Source organism: Mycobacterium paraffinicum (assembly GCF_001907675.1).
Taxonomy (GTDB): domain Bacteria; phylum Actinomycetota; class Actinomycetes; order Mycobacteriales; family Mycobacteriaceae; genus Mycobacterium; species Mycobacterium paraffinicum_A.
In genome coordinates, this window is sequence record NZ_MPNT01000041.1 from 1 (window position 1) to 18,160 (window position 18,160).

Sequence of the window (18,160 nt, forward strand, 5' to 3'; positions counted from 1 at the left end):
CCCCGGACCCGCCGGCGATCACCACCGCGCGCCGCAGCCGGCCGAACCGGCGGTCGTGGTCAGCGACGCCAGTCGAGTCCAGGACCGGCTGGCCGAAGCGGTCCGGATCTACCGCGCCAGCCGCGGCGGGGGCATGGGCGGCCGCGAGGGCCGACACGCGTTGTCTGAGGCTGCCTGACTAGGGCGGGCGCTGATGGAGCCGATGGAATGGGTGGCGATCGCCCGCACGGTATGGGCGCATCGCCGCAAGGTGTACGCCGCGCTGGCGTTGCTGGCCCCGTTCGCGTTGACCGCGCTGCTGGTGATATTCGTGGTGTTCCTCGGCGGCGGGGCGCCGCCGGCCACTGCGGGGCTGACCCCGCAGTGCCAGCACCAGCTGCAGTCCCAGGGCATCAGCCCCGACACCGGGGTGTCCTTTGGGCCCGGGCCGATCAACAACGGCAAAGCTGTCATCGCCGCCGGCCTACAGATGAAGGTGCCCGAGAAGGGCATCATCATCGGCTTGGCCGTGGGCATGGAGGAATCCGGGCTGCGCAACCTGGCCAACTCCAATGTGCCTGAATCCCTGGGGATTCCCCACGAGGGCGTGGGACACGACCACAAGTCGGTCGGCATCATGCAGCAACAGCCATGGTGGGGCAGCCTGCGAGACCTGATGACCCCCGGCGTCGCGGCGCAAAAGTTCTTCGCCAAGCTGCTCAAAGTCGGGGGCTGGCAGAACATGGCCCCCACCGTGGCCGCCCAAACAGTCCAAGGATCGGCCTATCCCGACGCCTACGCCGCATTCGTTACCCAGGCAACGGCGTTCTACCGCCAGCACTTACACGAGGTGATGGCCAGCTCTGGTCATCCCACCCCACCAGAATCCACCAAAGACGACAGCGGCCGCGACATCTGCGGTGTGGTGCGCGATCCGCACGCCGGCGCTCCGAGCAACCTTGGGCCCGGCACCGCGGCCGGGGTGGCCGCCGCGCGCGCCGCAGAAGCCCAGATCGGACTGCCCTATGTGTGGGGCGGCGGGAACATCAACGGCCCCACCGGAGGCGGATTCGACTGCTCAGGTCTGGTGCTCTACGCCATCTACCAAGCCTCTGGGCATCGAATTGTGTTGCCCCACTTGACCTACGACATGGTCCACTACGGCAGCATCGTCCCGCGTACCGCCGTGCAGCCAGGGGATCTGGTGTTTTTGAACCCCGACTCCCGCGGGCCCGGCCACGTGGCCATGGTGGTCAACCCCACCACGATCGTGGAAGCCCAAGACTTCGGGATCCCGGTGAAGCTCTCCCCGTTTCCCTCCCGCTTCGTCGTCATCAAACGCGTCCTGTGACCAAGAAAGAAGGCAGGCTGACATGAGCATGAGCACACAGCAGCGATCACTGCGAGCCCGATGGTGGCGCCTGCGGTGGCGGGTGCGCCGTGTCCCGCTGCGTATCCGCCTGGGCGTGATCGCTGGCATCGTGGCCGTGGCGGGACTGTGCTGGCAGTACAGCACCCACCACGGTGACGCCGACGCCAGCGAGCGCCACCAGCAGCGGCCAGCCGCCAGCGCCACACCCGCGCCGGCGCCGGCGGCCCCGCCTCCTGATTACGGCGACAATCCTGAGGTGGGCCAGCTACCGGCACCCACCGTGGCGCCCCAGCTGGCCTCCATCGACGCCGCGCGGGCCCTCGCCGCTCGGTTCGCCACCAATTTCGCCTCCCCCAACGACAATCACGACGACTGGTTGGCCCGCATCAGCCCCGATGTGTCCCAGCAGCTGATCGAGCAATACCGGCTCACCGACATCCGCAACGTCCCCCAGGCCGCAGTGAGCTCGCTGGACGGGCCCCTCGACGAGCTGCCCGGCGCCGTGGCGTTTCGCGCCACCTACAACGACGGGACCCAGATCGAGATCCGTCTGGCCCTGGCAGCAGACGGCTGGAAGGTCGCCAACGTCGTACCGGTCAACTCCGACACCGCGCCGGCGCCGGCCTCCCCCTCCCCGGGGGTGCGGTGATGGCGGCGAACAAGACAGCCGGCGCCAAGGCCGACACCAGGACGGCGCCGCCGCGGCCCTACGCCATCAATAACGCCGAGCTCAAACGCCCCCACATCGCCGGCGAATCCGCAGCCGAGCAGAAGCAGGCCGCCCAGGGGTGGAGATGGATCATCCTGTCCGGGCTGGGTGTGGTCGCGCTCCTGACCTACACCAAGGTGTGGCCAGCAGCCCACCACCTGCTCTATTCACCCTCACCGGTACGCGACTACCTGCTGCCCCCCTCGGCCAACCCGATCTATGTCGTCGCCGGAGTGGGCGTGGGCTGGTTTTGGATCCTGTTCATCGCCGCCCCGGCGATCGCCGCCGGCGCGGCCGCACTGTGGTGGGCCATGCTGGCGTGGTCCAACCACCGCGCCCGCACCGGCCATCTGGGCCACCTGCGTGCCGGACAGGCCTGGACCGGTGAGCAGTACCCCACCGTGCCGCTGATTCTGGGAGGAGCTGGTGTCACGCTGGCCCTGGCCGGGGCCCTGTTGCGCTGGGCCGGAATCGCGGCGAGCACCCTGCCTGGTCGGCTGTTGGTCGTTGCGCTGCTGGCCGCGACCGGCTACGGGTTCACCCAATTCGCCTGGTGGGCTTACCTGCGCGGCACCATCACCCGCCAAATCAACAAGATCACCTACCTGGCGTCGTTCACGCTGGGCTGGACCGATGACCTGCGCGCCGGCCGCGTCAAAGTCATCCGCTGCGCCTACCCGCGCCGGCAAAAGGCGTTCCCCAAGGTGATCAAGCTGCTCTACAGTCAGCATCCCCGGGCGGTCGGCGACGACCTCCTCGCCGAAGTCGCCGCGGTGCTGCGCGAGGTCACCGGCCACACCTACACCATCGAGCATGAGGCGTTGACCCGCACACTGACCGCCACCCACACCGTCACCGTCGATGACCACGACGCCGTCGACGACGCCGAAACGGTGCTCGCTCCGCTGGTCGCCTCCTGGTTTGACGCGGCAGCCCACATCGCCTCGGTGACCGTGGACACCCCAGCGCCGGCGATCGACGAGGCCGGTAACCCCGTCGACGGGCAGGCCGCACCCAACCCGCCCGACGATGTCGATGAGGAGCTCGCGCGGCGGGCGGCCGCCACCGGCAACGACGCCATCGCCGCGCGGATCCGCGAGTTCACCGTTGGCTTCGCCTACAACCTCAAGGTCAGCTCGGCATATCGGCGCGGAGTCATCGAAGGCATGGTCTCTGATGCGCTCGGAGGATCCTGGGAAGCCGAATGGAGCATGGCCTCGCGGCGGGTGCGATTCGTGCGCAGCCCCGGTTTGCCCACCCTGGTCGACCCGCCGCTGGCCTTCCCCACGGTCACCCGCGCAACGATCCGCGCTCTGTACAAGCACACGGTCATCCCGTTCGGCGTCGACGCCTACGGCAACACCATCAGCTGGGACTTCAAACAGTCCCCGCACATGCTCATCGCCGGCCAGACCTCCTCGGGCAAGACGTCGGCGCTGATGACCGTGGCCACCCAGTGCGCGCGGCGAGGTTTCAACGTGGTCGAAATCGACCCGAAGGGCTTCGACTCACCCGGGATGCGGGATTGGCCGAACGTGTCGCTGGTGACCGCCGGTACCGACGAAGACGGCTTGGTCGGACACACCGCCGCGCTGCGGTTCATCGCCGACACCATGCGCGATCGGCTCTCGCAGGTCAAGATCAATCCCAACCGCGCTGATGACTTCGACCCCATCATCGTGATCACCGACGAGTTCTCCAACCTGGTGGTGGCGTTGGCGGAGTTCTACGCGACGTATAAGACCAGCAAGGAAAAAGGGGCGCCGCCGACCACCAAAGACGTCGGGATCCTGCTGCGGACCGCGCGGGCAGTGGCCATCCATATGGCGATCGGCATCCAGCGTCCCGACACGATGTTCATCTCCGGTGAGGCGCGCGACAACACCGCATTGCGGGTGGCGATGGGCCGCCTGCGGTCCAAGGATGCGGCGATCATGATGTTCAACGACGCGGTCGCTGGCACCCGCATCCAACCGGGCATCAAAGGCCGCGGGACCGTGCAGCTACCCGACGGCCGGTTCCGGGAGATGCAAGCGTTCTACACGCCGAAAATCCCCGCCACCGAGGAGCAGTGGGCGGCGTTGTCCGACCACGAACGCTCGATCCTCACCGAGTTGCGCAACGTCGACAGCTTTTGGCCGCGCCGGGTTGTCGACAGTGCGCTGCGCGGCTATGACCCCGAGGACGACGACCAGTCGCTGTCGTTCGCCGACATCCGCCAATCACCGATCGTGCTCGCCTCTGATCGCCCCGATCTGGACCCCCTCAGTGACCAATACGTGCGACCGTTGACCGCGGTCCGGCAGGCCACCATGGACGACGAGCATCCCGAGCTCGCGGAGGTGCACCACGGCCACGATGGGCAGGGCGCCACCGCGGCGGCGGCCGCGTCATTCGGTGCGCCCGTTGACGGTTTTGACGACGACTATTTGCCGACCATCGAGGACGAATACGACGCCGCGATCCCGGTCGCGGCCAACGAGGTGGCCCACGGTGATCTGGTGGACGTTTCCGTTGACGGTGTCGCAGACTGGAAGTACGTTCACGCCGAGCCTTACCTCACCGAAGATGCTGATGGTCTTGACCGGCTCGTGATCCCCTTTCGGGACCTCGAAGACGGTCACAACGCCGCCGACATCGAGGTCGATCCCTACGAGGTGATGCAGGCTCGCAAACTCCATATGCATTAGCGACAACGGAGGTGGGAATGGCGCCCAGGAAAAAGACCGGCAGGGCCGCCGCGGAGGCCGCGTATGCCAACCTGCTCAAAGACAACACCGCCTTAGTCGGTGATGTCGGAGAAACCTGGGATGCCTACGTGGCCCAGCTCCATGACGCCGCCGCGGCACGGGAGCGCTATGAAGACGCGCGCACCGCAGCGGTTAAAGGTGGTGCGGTCACCAACGATCAGCTCGACCAGATGGGCTACAAGAAGACCGCCAAGCTGCCCACCCCGCCGCCCAGAACCCCCGCCACACCCGCCTCGGAGATCTCGGCGGCGTCCAAGCCCGACGCCACCGCGGGGCGGCCCGAGCCACTTTCTGATCCACAGACCAACGGTGTATCAGCCGAGCCGGCTTTGGCCTCGGTGGGCGCCGCCAACCGAGGGGAGTACTGATGAGTGCGATCGACGCGCTGGTCCAAGAGTCTCAGGACCAGCACCGCCGCTACTACGAGCTGTTCGGCCACAACCCGGTGCGTGGAGATGGGCTGCGTGAGGTCGGTGAACTGAGCCGGCAATGCGCCGAGCAGGCCCGCGAAATCCGTCAACAGGTGTTGGATTCGAACTTCTCCACGGCGGTCCTCGGCTAATGGGACACCCGCACGGTGGGCCGTTTGCCCAGACAACGGGTCGTGATCACGTACCCCTGGACGGGTTCAACGGCACCGCTACCGGCGCCGGTGGTGCTGCGGATGGCAGCGCCGACGTCAACGTCAACGGCGGCAACGCGATCGCGGGTAACTCCGCTGCCGAGGCCGCCGAGATCGCGGCAGTCCCCAATCCGCAATCGCCCGAAGGCCAACGCCAGATCTTGGCGATCATCGAGAAATACCAGTCCAAAAGCGCTGGCACAGTAGAAGAATCCGCGGCCACACAGCAGGCCAACGGAGAGGACGCCGCCAACGGTGGTCACCACCACCATGGAGACGACGACGATAAGGACGACTCCAAAGGCGGCAGCGGCCTGATGGACATCTTGAGCCAATTGCTCGGCTCAGGCGGTTCCGGGCTGCAGGGGATGAACCCGCTCGGACAGGGCATGAGCCCATTCGGGCAAGGAATGGGCGGTGCTGGCGCCAACCCCTTCGGCGACCCTTACGGTGCCCAGCAGGCCGGCGCGGCCAGCCCGGCCGCCAACCCCTTCGCCGACCCGCTGGCCTCGCCGGGCGCGCCGGCGGCCACCACCGTGGGAGCCACCTCAGACCCCTTCGCCAGCTCCCCCTCCGGCGCCACCAACGCGACCCCGGCGGGCAGCAACCCCAACGCGGCCACCAACCCGTTCACCAACGCAGACAACCCCGGCGGCCAAGGCGGTGGAGCCGGCGGTGCGGGGGCTGTTCCGGCGACCGGCGGCGCAACCAAGCCCGGCGCGAGCGCGACGAACACCTCGGGTGTTGATCTGGACGCATTCTCCGGCGGTGACGGCGGCGCGGTTCCCGCTGACCCAGCCGCCAGCGGTACGGGCAGCAAGTAGGCCGGGCAGAACACACAGGTCATGGTGTCCACCGCCGTCAGCAGCGTCCCGGTCACCTCATGGTGGTACGGGCAAAGCCGAGCGCGTGACGTGGCGCGGCGCCTGGAATCGCTGGCGGGGCTCTCCCCGGCGCCGGGGCCCGCCGGGGTGATCACCGCCCGCCGCGACGAACTGACGGTGACGTTCGTCGAAGGGCTCAAGGCCCCCCTGCCCCAGCCGTGGCAGCCCGCCGGACGAGAAGCCCGAATCGGTTGGGAAGCCATCGATCCCGGGCTTCCGCCCGACCCCGACCATCCGGTCTACCTGGTGGTGTTCGGCACCACCGATGACGGTGGGCTGGTGGGGTTGAACCTGGCCGCATTTCCCCGCATTCGCGTCGAAGGCGATCCCAACACCGCTGCTGGCCTGATCCGACGTTGGGTGCTCGAACTGGTGGCCACCCATCCCGCCATCAGCGTCGGGGTCACCGACGATGTGTGGAAAGGACCATGGACCACCCGGGTGCAACCGGTGGCGCCCGGGCGTGTTCCCGGCGTCGACGTGCTGGTGTGTGGACCCGGGCTGACCTATGCCGAACGCGCCCAGATCGTGGCCGCCTCGACCAGCCCGATCCTGATTGACCTCGGTCAAGACGCGGCGATGGCGAGCACATGGGTGATCAGCTGTGGTCCCGATCGGCTCGGGCAGATCAGTCGCGGCCCCTCATCGCGGCCGATGGCGGCCACGCTGATCGTTCCCAGCGCCGAAGTCGTTGACCGCTGCGCCGAACTGCTCACCGACCAGCCTGAGCAGCCGATCGCCACCCCCGAGGCGCTGGAAGCCGAGCACAGCCTCGACGCCGGCGCAGCGCACTGGGATGACGCGGCCGTCGACGTCCCCGGCCCTGGATCCACTTTCCTCGATCACGACAGCTTGGCCGCGGAGGCTGCAGGCCTCGAGGACAGCGAGCCCGGGCCCGCGCCCGGTGCCAAGGACCCGATCGACTTCTTCGCACCCATGAGCGCACCCTCGGCGCCGGCGGCCTCTCTCGGCGCCGAGCACCCTGATGACAGCGACGCGGCGCAGGCCACCGCGTGGGCGACACCGGCAGACGAGCACCCCTCCCCCAGCCCGCCCCTACGCGCCGCACAGGCCGCTGGGGCGGCTCCGGCCCGCCCGGTCGCCGAGACCGCGGAAACCCGGCCACAGACCGATAGGCCAACGCCGGTCATCGCGCCGATATGGAACCGCATCCTGGGCCAGGTCGTTCTCCAACCGCCGCACAGCACCCAAGACCCCGGGCCCCGTGAAAAGCGGCTCAACGAACTCACCGTGTTCCTCCAGCACCGCCCCTGGGCCAGCGCCACTGACATCATCGGCTGCGTCTACGGTGGGGCCGCCTCAGAAAAGACGGTCACCCAACAGCTCTCTCTGCTGCGCGCACGTCTGGGTGTCGTGCGCCCCGGCGGACCCAAAGCGTTGCCGCCCATGAGCGATGGTGGCTACCACCTCGACAACGCGGTGCGCTCAGACTGGATGGAATTCGAGCGACTGGTCGAAATCCTCGTCGAGACCACCCCCACCGCGAACCTGATCGCAGCAATGGATCTGGTCACCGGGCCGCCGCTGAGCAGGATCCCGCCCAAAGAATGGGCCTGGACCTCAGACTTGCGCGAAGAGTTACGGGACCGAGTGCCCGCGGCTGCGGTGGCCTTGGCGCGCCGGCACCACGAAGCCAAGCGGTTCGGCGCCGCGGTGGAAATCGCGCGCAAAGGCTTGTGGTATGACAACGTTCGACAGGACCTGTGGCAAGTCGCGCTGTCGGCGGCCCTTGACGGCCACGAAAAGGACGCATTCCGCGCGCTGCGTGGACAGTTCCTCGCCACCGTCACCGGCCCCGATAGGGATCCGGCGGTCTACGACCTCACTCGACAGGCAGGATAGGGACCCCATGCATTCCATCACTGTGACGCAATTCCAGGACGACGACGACGAGGTCATCACCACCGCCGAGACCGACCCGGCCGCCTTGTCGGTGTCGGTGTGCACCACCGGCGCGATCGTCGACGTCGACGCCGCCGTCACTACGCTGCGTCCACTGGGCATCGAGGGATTCACCGAATTGTTCCTCACCTGCGCGCAGGCGGCGTTCGCCCACCGCTACGACCCGCTGTTGCCCGAGTAGCGGAAGGGCCATCATGGGCTTGGATATCGACACCAGCGGACTGCGCCACGCCGGCGAACTGGTTCACGCCGCCGGTGAGGCCTTGCACCAGCAGTTGGATGCCGACGTGCCGCCCTGCGGGGACGATGAAGTGTCCAAGGCGCTGATGGACAACCTCAACGCCTGGCAACGCTGGCTGGTGCAGCACATCAAAGCCGGTGCCCAGCAAGCGTTTGGCGCCGCAGCCGGTATTCACAGCACAGCCAGCGGGTTCGACACCCAAGACACTGCGGCCGCGGCGGCCTACGGCGGGGCAGGCGGTCACGCACCAGCGGCCACGCCCGCCGCCGCCCACAGCGGGCCAGGCGCCGCGGGCGCAGCGCCTGCCGGGCCGCCGGTCACCTCGCCCGTGCCTGACATCAGCGGCCGCGACGGTGAGAAGCTCGCCTTGGCGCTGCACTCCGGCGCCGGCCCCACACCGGCGCTGGCCAAGGCCGCGCAGTGGGAAGGCGTGGCTACCCAAGCAGTGACCGCCCATACCGCGCTCACCGGGGCCCGAACCCAACTTCTCGCCTCAGGTCACGCCGCGATGAGCGCACCGCTGTTGACCCGGCTGGACCGGGCCATCGGCTGGACGCAACAGGTCGCCACGCACGCCAGCGCACTAGCCAACGGCTACAGCACCGCCGCCGGCGCTCACACCACCGCGACCACAGCAGTCGGCCACCCCACCGTGTGGCGCACGACCAAAACGAACTTGGCCGAGGCGCGCGCGGACCCGTTCGGGGCGCCTCGAGCGCAGGCCTACCAAACCCAGTTGACCGGGATGCAGCACACCGCCCGAGTCACCTTGACCGGCTATACCACCACAGGCAAAGCGGCCGGCACACCGCCGAGCACACTTCCCCCCGGTCCTGGATTGGCCCCCAACACGCCAACCGCTCCCGGCTCACCCACGCCGAACACCGGTGACAAACCCGGCGAAACCGATCAGCAAGACGATCCCCCAGCGCCGAAGTCGGGTGATGGCAGCCCGCAGACGTCCAAATCGTCGGCGTCCGGGGAAGGATCGGGTTTCCAAGACATGCTGGGCTCCCTAATGGGCGCGCTCGGCCCGCTGATGCAGTCGTTTGGCCAAGGCAACCCCTTACAGTCGCTGGGCCAACTCGGTCAGCAACTCAGCCAGCAGGCCGGCAATCTGGCCAAGGCCACCAAACCACCGATCAAGCCCGCCGCGCTGACGCATGCGCACCCGGCAGGAGGCGGAGCCCACAAGGGTGGAGGCGGTGGCAGCCCGATCAAACCTGCCGCCCTCGGCGGAGTCCACTCGGCCGGGCTGACCGGAACCCCGGCCTCCTCGCCGCCTACCGGGCCGAGCAAGCCGGCGGCCAGCCCCGCCGCCGCGAGCTCGAGCGGGTCAGGCGGCATGGGCATGATGCCGATGGGACGCCACGGTGAGGGCACGGAGTCCAAGAAGGTGCACAGCTACGAGCAGCCGATACCCGAGGTCGACTCCGAAGGGCGGCCCGGAGTTGTCGGCGCTGCCGAAAAGGCCGAGCCCGTGGTCAAACCCGACGCGCACAACGCCGTCAGGGCGCGTATCGCTGCCCGCAAGAAGGAAACCTCGACCCGCGACGACGCCTAGCGGTGGCTGACCTTGCGCCCCGGCTGTCGCACTTTTGTGCCACGCTGATGGCATGACCGATCGGCCGGTGCGCCCCCCGCACACCACAGCGCGACCCCCTCAGGGACAGCACCCGCGCCGGCACACCCGCTGCGATCCCACCAGCCCACCAGTGTTAGGCGACATCGTCTGATGGACATTCCCCTGCACCCCGCCGTGTCCGCCGAAATGGCGCGCGGCCGGCAATTCCTCGAACGAATCCGAGCGGCACGCCGAAACCTCGAACAACTACGGGTCACGGTGAGCTGCCCCGACGGCGACAACACGCTTGTCTTCGACGGCGACGGCATGATCGTCGAGGCGTCGTTCGCCGAGGACCTGTTTGACCGCTACCCCGGCGACAAGCTCAGTGAACTGCTGCTGGCCATGTCAGAGGAAGGATTTTCCCAAGTGTCACAACACGTCAGCGCCCAAGTCGCCGCGGTCGTGGAGCAGCGATGACAAGCAGCGACGCGCTGGACCTCTTCCTGAGCAGCTGTGCAGCACTGGGCGCCGAAGTATACGGACGCCGGCAGGTGCCCGATAAGCGCGCCGCGCGCAGCGGATTCGAGCGCCTGACCGTGCAGTACCCCGATCAGTGCGACGGATGGCTGGGCCTAGCGGCCAGCGGCGACGTCAGCCGCGCGGTCCTGGAAAACGCCTACCGCGCCCTAGACACCTGCGGTGAGTTGATCACCGCCGGTGACGTGGCTGCTGACGCAATCGATTTCGCCTTCGATACCGGCCTGTACATCCAGCTGCACGCGCGCGGCGCCGACGGCGTCATCATGGCGTGTGCGGCCGCGCGTGCCGCCGCCGGCGACTACGCCGGCGCCCGCGATCTGCTGGACGACCGGTTGCTTGCGGCTGTGCCCGGGCCTGCCGGCTGGGTGTTGGCGGTGGTGTACTTCCGGGCCAAACGCTGGCATGACGTACGCCGGGTCCTGGCGCCGCTGGCCGCGCAGGTACGCAACGATCCGTTCCTGCACCAAGCAGTACAGGTGGCCCTCGGCTTGTCCGGCGCCTATCTGGGCCTGTGGGAGCAGGGATTTGACCAATTGAGCAGCCAAGGGCAGGGGCCGATCGAGGCTGCCAGCGCTGAAGCGCTGCTCGGGGCCGGATTGTGCGCTCGAGCGCTGGGCCGCGCTGAGGCTGCCACCGCGCTGCTCAACGAGGCCTACGCCGTGGTGGGGATCTCCGAACATGTGCGATCGACGATCGCCACGGCGCTTAGCGATCCCGCTTTCGGCATCCACCCGACCACCGCCGCGCGCATCGACGCCCGCAACGACTACTGGGATCCCGACACCGAGCCCGGCGAACGCGACTTCGCTCGCCAGCTCGGAGCGGCTCGCCGCGAGGAGCTCAAGGGCGAAGCCGCCGCTGAACTCGCCGACTTCGTCGGCATGGTCGACGTCAAAGAGCAAATCGCGCGGCTGGAATCGAGCGTGCGCGCTGACAAGCAACGCGAAACCCTCGGGCTGCCGGTGCGCAACAAGTCGCTGCACTTGGTGCTCAAAGGGCCGCCCGGCACCGGGAAGACGACGATCGCCCGGGTGATCGCCAAGCTGCTGTGTGCCGCCGATGTGCTGCCGTCTGACACCTTCGTCGAAGCCAGCCGCTCGGACCTGGTCGACCGGGTCATCGGCGGCTCGGAAGCCAAGATCAAAGCGATCATCGACCGCATCGTCGACGACGGCGGCGGGGTGCTGTTCATCGACGAGGCCTATGCGCTCACCGAATCAGATTCCGAGCGGGACTACGGCCGGGTGGTGATCGCAGAACTGTTGCGCGCCATGACCAACCACGCCGGCAAGCTGATGGTGATCGCTGCCGGCTACGCCGACAAGATGCAGGAATTCCTCGACTCCAACGAGGGGCTGCGGTCACGATTCACCCGCGCCATCACGTTGCCGTCCTACACCGTCGATGAGCTAGTGGAGATCACGGTGCGCAAAGCCGCCAAAGGCGGCAGCATCATCTCCGATACCGAGCCGCTGCGGGCCGCCTACGCCGAGCTCGCTGGTGCCACCGCCGTGGACACCAGCGGGCGGCGCCGTCCGGCGATGGACGTGTTGGGCAACGCCCGCTTCAGCGAGAACCTGATCCAATTCGCTGAAGAGCAGCGTGACCACCGCCTCGACGTCACCGGCAAACTCGGCCCCGGTGCCACCGCCGAGGAGTTGCAGACCATCACCGCCGAGGACGTGCGCACCGCTGTGGCGCGCGAACTCGATCGAGCCGACAAAGAACAGAACATCAAGCTATCGCGGCACGACCGCGATCAAGGACCGCTCGTGGGGGCGGCACCGCAGCACGGCGAGCCGGTGAGTTCAGCTGAACCCGACTTGTGGCGCCGCGGCAGCACACCGGCCGGCGGAGGTGCGTGATGACCGCACCGGTTACCCCACGTCCACGGCGGGGGTTTAAGTCCCGCAGCGTCGAGTTAGGACCCACCTCGGCGCGCAAGCGGCCATGGGGATTCGTTACCCGACACCAGGTTTCGGGCTGGCGATTCCTGATTCGACGGATCAGCAACGGCGTCGCGCTGCGCGACACCCGGATGCTCACCGATCCGCTACGCCGGCAGGGCCGCGCCCTGAGCGTGGGCACCCTGATCGCGGCCGTGCTGGTGGCAGGGGCGTTGGTGCTGTCGATCCTCAAACCTGCCGGCGTCACCGGCACCAAGCACGTGCTGGCTGAACGGTCCACCAACGCGCTGTACGTGGTGGTCAACGACGAACTACATCCGGTGCTCAACCTGGCCAGCGCCCGCCTGATCTCGGGCCATCCAGATAACCCGACCGTGGTGAAATCCAGCGAAATCGACAAGTTCCCCTTGGGCAACACGTTGGGCATTCCCAATGCGCCCTCACGCATGGTGCAGTCCGATGCCCGCGACGCGCGCTGGATGGTCTGCGACGCTATCGGCGGCGCGCAAAGTGGCACAACGGTGATCTTCGGCGATCCGGTTGCCGGTTCAGGCCACGCGTCTGCACTGCCGGCGTCCTCGGCGGTGTTGGCCACCACCGACGGCGGCCAGACCGCCTGGCTGATCTGGGGCGGCAAACGCAGTCAAATCGATCTGCACAACGCCGCGGTCACCGCGGCGGTAGGAATCAATGCCGACACGCCCGCACCGCGGACCATCAACCGTTCACTGCTGAATCTAATTCCCGAATCGGCTCCGCTGGTGGTGCCGTTCGTGGCCAACGCCGGGGATCCGCCCCGATTTGTGTGGCCGGTCGCCGGCCAGACGCCGCCGCCGGTGGCCTCGGTGGTGATCGACCACGACACCAACAACCAGATTCGCTACTACGTCGTGACCGCAGAAGGGCTACAGTCCATCTCCCCGGTGGTGGCGGCGATCCTGCGAGCCAACGACGCCTATGGCCTTGTCGAGCCGCCCGCCCTGACACCAGACCAGGTCGCCAAAGCGCCCAAAGCTACACCGATTTCGGTCGACGATTACCCGGCGGCGGCGCTGCGGATCATGGATCCTGAGACCGACCCGGTGACCTGCGGACAGTGGGTGAAACTGGCCGGCGCGCCCACGTCCAGCCTGACGCTGTTGTCCGGACAGAGCCTTCCCGTTGCCGCCGACGCCAAGCCAGTGGAGCTCACTGGGGCCGGGCCCACCACCGCCGCGCGGGTCGTGTTACCCCGGGGCAATGGCTACTACGTGCAGGTCACCGGGCAGCAACCACAAGCGAAGACCAAAGAGTCGCTGTTTTGGGTCTCTGATCTCGGTGTGCGCTACGGGTTAGAAGACCCACCAGCTGGCCGGTCAACGACGTCCACGGCAGAAGTGCTGGGCTTGAGTTCGCCGCCGCTGCCGGTCCCCTGGTCGGTGCTGAGTCTATTTGCCCCCGGCCCCACCCTGTCCAAAGCCGATGCGCTGGTTGCGCACTGATAAGGGAGATCCCTGATGCGAGAACGATTCCCCCATCGGCGCCGCGTGGCCGGTCCCCAGCACAAGGCTAAGGATTTCACCCTCAACCCCCCGCCGGAGCTGCCCCGCACCGTCGAGGTCGGCGCACTGAAAAAGGCGCTGCCATGGGTTTTCGGCGCGTCGATGGTCGTCATGGTGGTCTTCATGTTCATGACCGGGTACCGGCAGATGCAGCCGATGTACCTGTTCTTTGTGGCCATGATGGTGATCGCGCTGTTTCAGTCCATGCAGGCCCAAGGCGGCAACAGCGAACTGTCTACTCCCGAAGTCAATTCCGAACGGGCGGAATATTTGCGCTGGCTGTCGGGCAAGGGCGAAGAAATCCGGGACGTCGCTGCTGCGCAGAAAGCTAGCGCCGAGTGGTCACATCCAGACCCGGAGGTGCTTGAAGCGGTTCTTGGATCACCTCGAATGTGGGAACGTGGCGCTACTGACCCAGATTATCTGCATGTGCGCGTCGGCCGTGACGAGGTGCGGTTACAGAGCAAAATCAAGGTCAAACCCGTTGAGTCCGAACTGGATTTAGAACCGGTCACGTACACGGCGTTGCAGCACCTTAGGGCTGTGCAGCAATCAATCCCGCACTGCCCTAAGGCGATTGACCTGGCTGGATTCGGCATGATCGCCATCTACGGCGACCAGGTGCTCTTTCGGGCGATCCTGCGGGCCTGGATCGCGCAACTGGTGTGCTGGCACACCCCCAACGACATCGCTTTGGCGGTGGCCTCACCGCAACTGGAATCGCAGTGGAACTGGGCGAAGTGGTTGCCGCACACCGAAAGCCAGGACATCGATGGCGCCGGGCCAGCACGGTTGCTGGGTATCTCGTTGCGTGAGGTCGAGACCATGCTGGCCCCGCTGATCAAGGATCGCGACAAAGTGGTCGACGACAAAGGAAATACCGACTCCGCGGCGGTGAGCAAATCGCACAAACACGTGGTGGTCGTGGTCGATGACCCCAGCGCCGGCCACGATGGGGTGCGGCGCATCGCCGCACGCGACGGCGTCACGGTGATCACCTATCGCGCGGCCGCTGGCCCTGACCGCGATTACGCGCCCCACTCACGCGAGCTGCTGCTGCGGGTGGCCCGTGACGCCCACACCCCCGACGCCGCCGTGCGAATGGACACGTGGCAGAGCTTTCGCTGGCAGACCTTTTGCGCTGAACCAGACGTGCTCGATGCGCACGTCTCGCGGCATGTGGCGCGGCAAATGTCGAAGTGGGACGCCGCGCCCACGAGTCGGCAAAATGCCGAATCAGCTGCCGCGCAGAATCTTCTGGCGTTACTGGGTATCTCCAATGCCGCCAAACTGGACGTCGAGGCCCTGTGGGCGCCGCGGATGCTGCCCGTGGGAACCGGAGAGCCGGTGGATCTGTCACCGATGTTGCGGGTGCCGCTGGGATTGCAGCCCAGCGGGGCACCGCAGATGCTCGACCTCAAAGATGAAGCCGACGGCGGCAATGGGCCGCACGGGCTGATGATCGGCATGACCGGTTCAGGCAAGTCCACGCTGCTGAAAACGTTGGTGTTCACGCTTTTTGCCCACCACTCCCCCGATGTCGTGCAGGCGATCCTCGTCGACTTCAAAGACGGTGCTGGATTCGACGGCTTCGCCGGTTATCCGCATGCGGTCGCGGTCATCACCAACCTCGAGGAAAAGAGATCCCACGTCGAGCGGTTCGGCGAGACGTGCCTGGGGTTGCTCGACCAGCGGGGTGTGGCGTTTGCTCACGCCGGTCGCCAGATCAGGGGCGCTGCGTTTGAGTCGCTGCGCGAATACAACGAGGCACGGGCCACTGCCGCCGGCAAAGATCTCCCACCGATCCCGTTCCTGTTCGTGATCATCGACGAATTCTCGTTGCTGCTGCGGGACCATCCGGAGATGGCCAAGGTGTTCGACACTGTGTGCCGCAAAGGCCGCTCGCAAGGGATCTTCTTTCTGTTCGCCAGCCAGACCCTCGACCAGGGCCACATTAAGGACATCGACAAGAACACCAATTACCGCATCGGGTTGAAGGTCGCCAGCGAATCCATCTCGAGGCAAGTGATCGGCAACGGCGACGCCTACCACATCCCCGACGGCAAAAACGTCAAAGGCACAGGCTATTTCGTGCGCGCGCCCGGTGCTGAGCCGATGAAGTACCGCGGATTCATGCTGCCTGCCCGCTACGAGCCGCCGACCACGATCAGCCGCAAGGTCATCAACGCCAAGCCCCGCGCGCGGGTGTTCACCGCCGGTCGTGTCGAGCCTGACCCCGACACAGTGATCGAAGAGGAAATCGCCGGCGAATCAGTCATCGAGGGCCCGCCGCGGTCGCTGGTATTGACCGTCGGGCCGCAGTTGGCTGCCGCCTATGGCAAGCCCTCACCGCAGCTGTGGTCGCCGCCGCTGGATGAGCCGATCCCGCTCGATGCCATGCTCACCCAGGCCGGCGCCGCGGACACGGCGGCACCCGCAGCGGCCCCATGGTGGCCGCTGGGCAAAATCGATCGACCGCGCCAATTGAGCCACAGCCTACTTAGTTACAGCGTCGATGACGGCAATGTGTCGATCCTGGGCATGCGCAAAGAGGAAGCGTCGATGGCGGTGCAGACCTTCATTCTGGCCGCGGCCGCCCGCTATTCCCCGCGTGACGTGGGCTTCTACGTCATGAGTTATGGCGGGCCGGCGGTGGGGACGCTCAACGGCCTGCCCCACATCGGCGCGATCGGCGGCAACGAGCGCGATGAACTGAACTTGCGGATCTTCGGAGACCTCGAGGCGGTGATCGCGCGCCGGCGCCGTATCTTCGATCAGTTCAACATCGGCTCGCTCGCTGAGTTCCGGCGGCGGCGAAGCCAAGGCGATGAGCCAGGACTCGAGGACGGCTACCCCACTGACTTGTTCTTGGTGGTCGACGGCTGGGACAACTTCCTCGACGACAACACCTCGCTTCTGAATCCCAAGAACCCGCACGTCAAGAGTGTGGAACGGCTGGCCACCGCCGGCCGGGGTATGCATGTGCTGATTTCGGCGGCCAGTTGGTTGAAGTTCGGCAACGAGGTGCAAAACCACATCAACACCCGGTTCGAGCTGAAACTCTCGCAAGCTTCCGACTCCCAAATCAAGCCGCAGAAGACGGACGAGATGATCCGCCCGCAAGACCGCATCCCCAAGCACGATCTGGGTCGCGGCATCAACGGTGTCGGCGATGTCATCCGCTTCGCGGTCGGTCGCCTCGACGGTCAGCCCAGCATGGACAACTTGGACGAGAAGGTGCGCGAAACGGTGGCCACCGTGGCACAGCACTACGCGGGAGACACCCCGGTGCCGAGCCCGCAATTGCTGCCGGCGATGGTCAGAGCTGCCGGGTTGAGTCAAGATCGGCTCGACGGAGAGCGGTTCGCCTTGGGCCTGCGTGGCCGCGACCTGCAGCCGTTGGTGCATGACTTCGCCCGAAACCCCCTCGTGGGCGTCTATGGCGACGACGAGAAGGGTAAGACGACGTTCCTCACCCACTTGCTGCGCAGCGTGGTCGCGCGCCGCTCGGGTCCCGAGCAAGCGATTGTGTGCGTGTTCGACAGAGGTCTTGGGCTCAGCGCCGAGACGGCACGGCTCATCGAGGGCGAGGACTACTACGAGACCGACTTCGCTTCCATGGCGCAACGTCTTGAGCAGATGGCGCACGTCCTTGACGGCAGAACACCGCCGAAGGATCTGCCCTGGGAAGAAAAGCGGACCTGGAAATTGCAAGGGGCGCTGATCTACTTGTTCGTCGACGACCTCGATGCCATTCCCGCCCAGCAGCAGATCTATGACCACGTCCCTGCCGGCGGTGTCCCGGCGAGCGGATCGGGTCGGATGGTGCAGACGTGGCAGCCGATGCTGCGCCATTTCGCCTCTGCCAGCGAGGTGGGCTTGCGGGTGATCATGACCCACCGGGCGCAAGGAGCTGCTGCTGCGGAAATGTCGCCCAATACCGTGTCGGGTCAGCTGGCCAACCAAAACGCCGTCCGCATCATGCTGGGCTCCACGGCGAGTAATGACAAGGTCGGTGGAATGAAATTCCAGGACCTCGATCCCGGCCGCGGTTATGTGTTGGCCAGTGGCGGTCAGAACGAGGGATACGCCCAGTTGGCGGTCCCTGACCAAATGTAACCGGAA

The 18,160-nt window shown here is 66.8% G+C and carries 13 protein-coding genes; all 13 read left to right on the plus strand.

Annotated features, from left to right (window positions below; genetic code table 11):
• The first annotated feature begins 193 nt into the window (after nucleotides 1-193).
• The 13 genes from BRW65_RS27305 to eccCa all read left to right on the plus strand — a co-directional run bounded on the left by BRW65_RS27305 (nucleotide 194) and on the right by eccCa (nucleotide 18,154).
• Nucleotides 194-1,330 (plus strand): C40 family peptidase, encoded by a 1,137-nt coding sequence (locus BRW65_RS27305; RefSeq protein ID WP_065500817.1) that lies wholly within the window; start codon nucleotides 194-196, stop codon nucleotides 1,328-1,330.
• Between the two features lie 22 nt (nucleotides 1,331-1,352).
• On the plus strand, nucleotides 1,353-2,000 hold the full coding sequence (locus tag BRW65_RS27310) for a hypothetical protein (protein ID WP_139273264.1): 648 nt from the start codon (nucleotides 1,353-1,355) through the stop codon (nucleotides 1,998-2,000).
• Nucleotides 2,000-4,750 (plus strand): FtsK/SpoIIIE domain-containing protein, encoded by a 2,751-nt coding sequence (locus tag BRW65_RS27315; protein WP_073880072.1) that lies wholly within the window; start codon nucleotides 2,000-2,002, stop codon nucleotides 4,748-4,750. Before BRW65_RS27310 ends, BRW65_RS27315 begins: the two co-directional genes overlap by 1 nt.
• A gap of 17 nt (nucleotides 4,751-4,767) precedes the next feature.
• Nucleotides 4,768-5,178, plus strand: coding sequence for a hypothetical protein (locus tag BRW65_RS27320; RefSeq protein WP_073880074.1), 411 nt, complete (start codon nucleotides 4,768-4,770; stop codon nucleotides 5,176-5,178).
• Nucleotides 5,178-5,372, plus strand: coding sequence for a hypothetical protein (locus BRW65_RS27325; protein ID WP_036456404.1), 195 nt, complete (start codon nucleotides 5,178-5,180; stop codon nucleotides 5,370-5,372). The genes BRW65_RS27320 and BRW65_RS27325 overlap by 1 nt, the downstream gene beginning before the upstream one ends.
• Complete coding sequence (locus tag BRW65_RS27330; RefSeq protein ID WP_065501445.1) at nucleotides 5,372-6,256, plus strand: hypothetical protein; 885 nt, start codon at nucleotides 5,372-5,374, stop codon at nucleotides 6,254-6,256. The genes BRW65_RS27325 and BRW65_RS27330 overlap by 1 nt, the downstream gene beginning before the upstream one ends.
• A 21-nt stretch (nucleotides 6,257-6,277) precedes the next feature.
• Nucleotides 6,278-8,179: a bacterial transcriptional activator domain-containing protein gene (locus tag BRW65_RS27335; protein WP_065501443.1), complete on the plus strand. Its 1,902-nt coding sequence runs from the start codon at nucleotides 6,278-6,280 to the stop codon at nucleotides 8,177-8,179.
• Nucleotides 8,180-8,186: 7 nt separating this feature from the next.
• Nucleotides 8,187-8,420 (plus strand): hypothetical protein, encoded by a 234-nt coding sequence (locus tag BRW65_RS27340; protein WP_065501441.1) that lies wholly within the window; start codon nucleotides 8,187-8,189, stop codon nucleotides 8,418-8,420.
• A 13-nt stretch (nucleotides 8,421-8,433) separates the two neighbouring features.
• Nucleotides 8,434-10,044 carry a PPE domain-containing protein gene (locus BRW65_RS27345; RefSeq protein ID WP_065501439.1) on the plus strand — a complete coding sequence of 537 codons (1,611 nt, stop codon included), beginning with the start codon at nucleotides 8,434-8,436 and terminating at the stop codon, nucleotides 10,042-10,044.
• Between the two features lie 171 nt (nucleotides 10,045-10,215).
• A complete protein-coding gene (locus tag BRW65_RS27350; protein WP_065501437.1) occupies nucleotides 10,216-10,524 on the plus strand; it encodes a YbaB/EbfC family nucleoid-associated protein in 309 nt (102 codons plus the stop codon).
• A complete protein-coding gene (eccA, locus tag BRW65_RS27355; RefSeq protein ID WP_083212104.1) occupies nucleotides 10,521-12,452 on the plus strand; it encodes a type VII secretion AAA-ATPase EccA in 1,932 nt (643 codons plus the stop codon). The genes BRW65_RS27350 and eccA overlap by 4 nt, the downstream gene beginning before the upstream one ends.
• Nucleotides 12,452-13,975: a type VII secretion protein EccB gene (gene eccB, locus BRW65_RS27360; RefSeq protein ID WP_073880100.1), complete on the plus strand. Its 1,524-nt coding sequence runs from the start codon at nucleotides 12,452-12,454 to the stop codon at nucleotides 13,973-13,975. Before eccA ends, eccB begins: the two co-directional genes overlap by 1 nt.
• A 15-nt stretch (nucleotides 13,976-13,990) precedes the next feature.
• On the plus strand, nucleotides 13,991-18,154 hold the full coding sequence (gene eccCa, locus BRW65_RS27365; protein ID WP_065501434.1) for a type VII secretion protein EccCa: 4,164 nt from the start codon (nucleotides 13,991-13,993) through the stop codon (nucleotides 18,152-18,154).
• Nucleotides 18,155-18,160 lie beyond the last annotated feature (6 nt).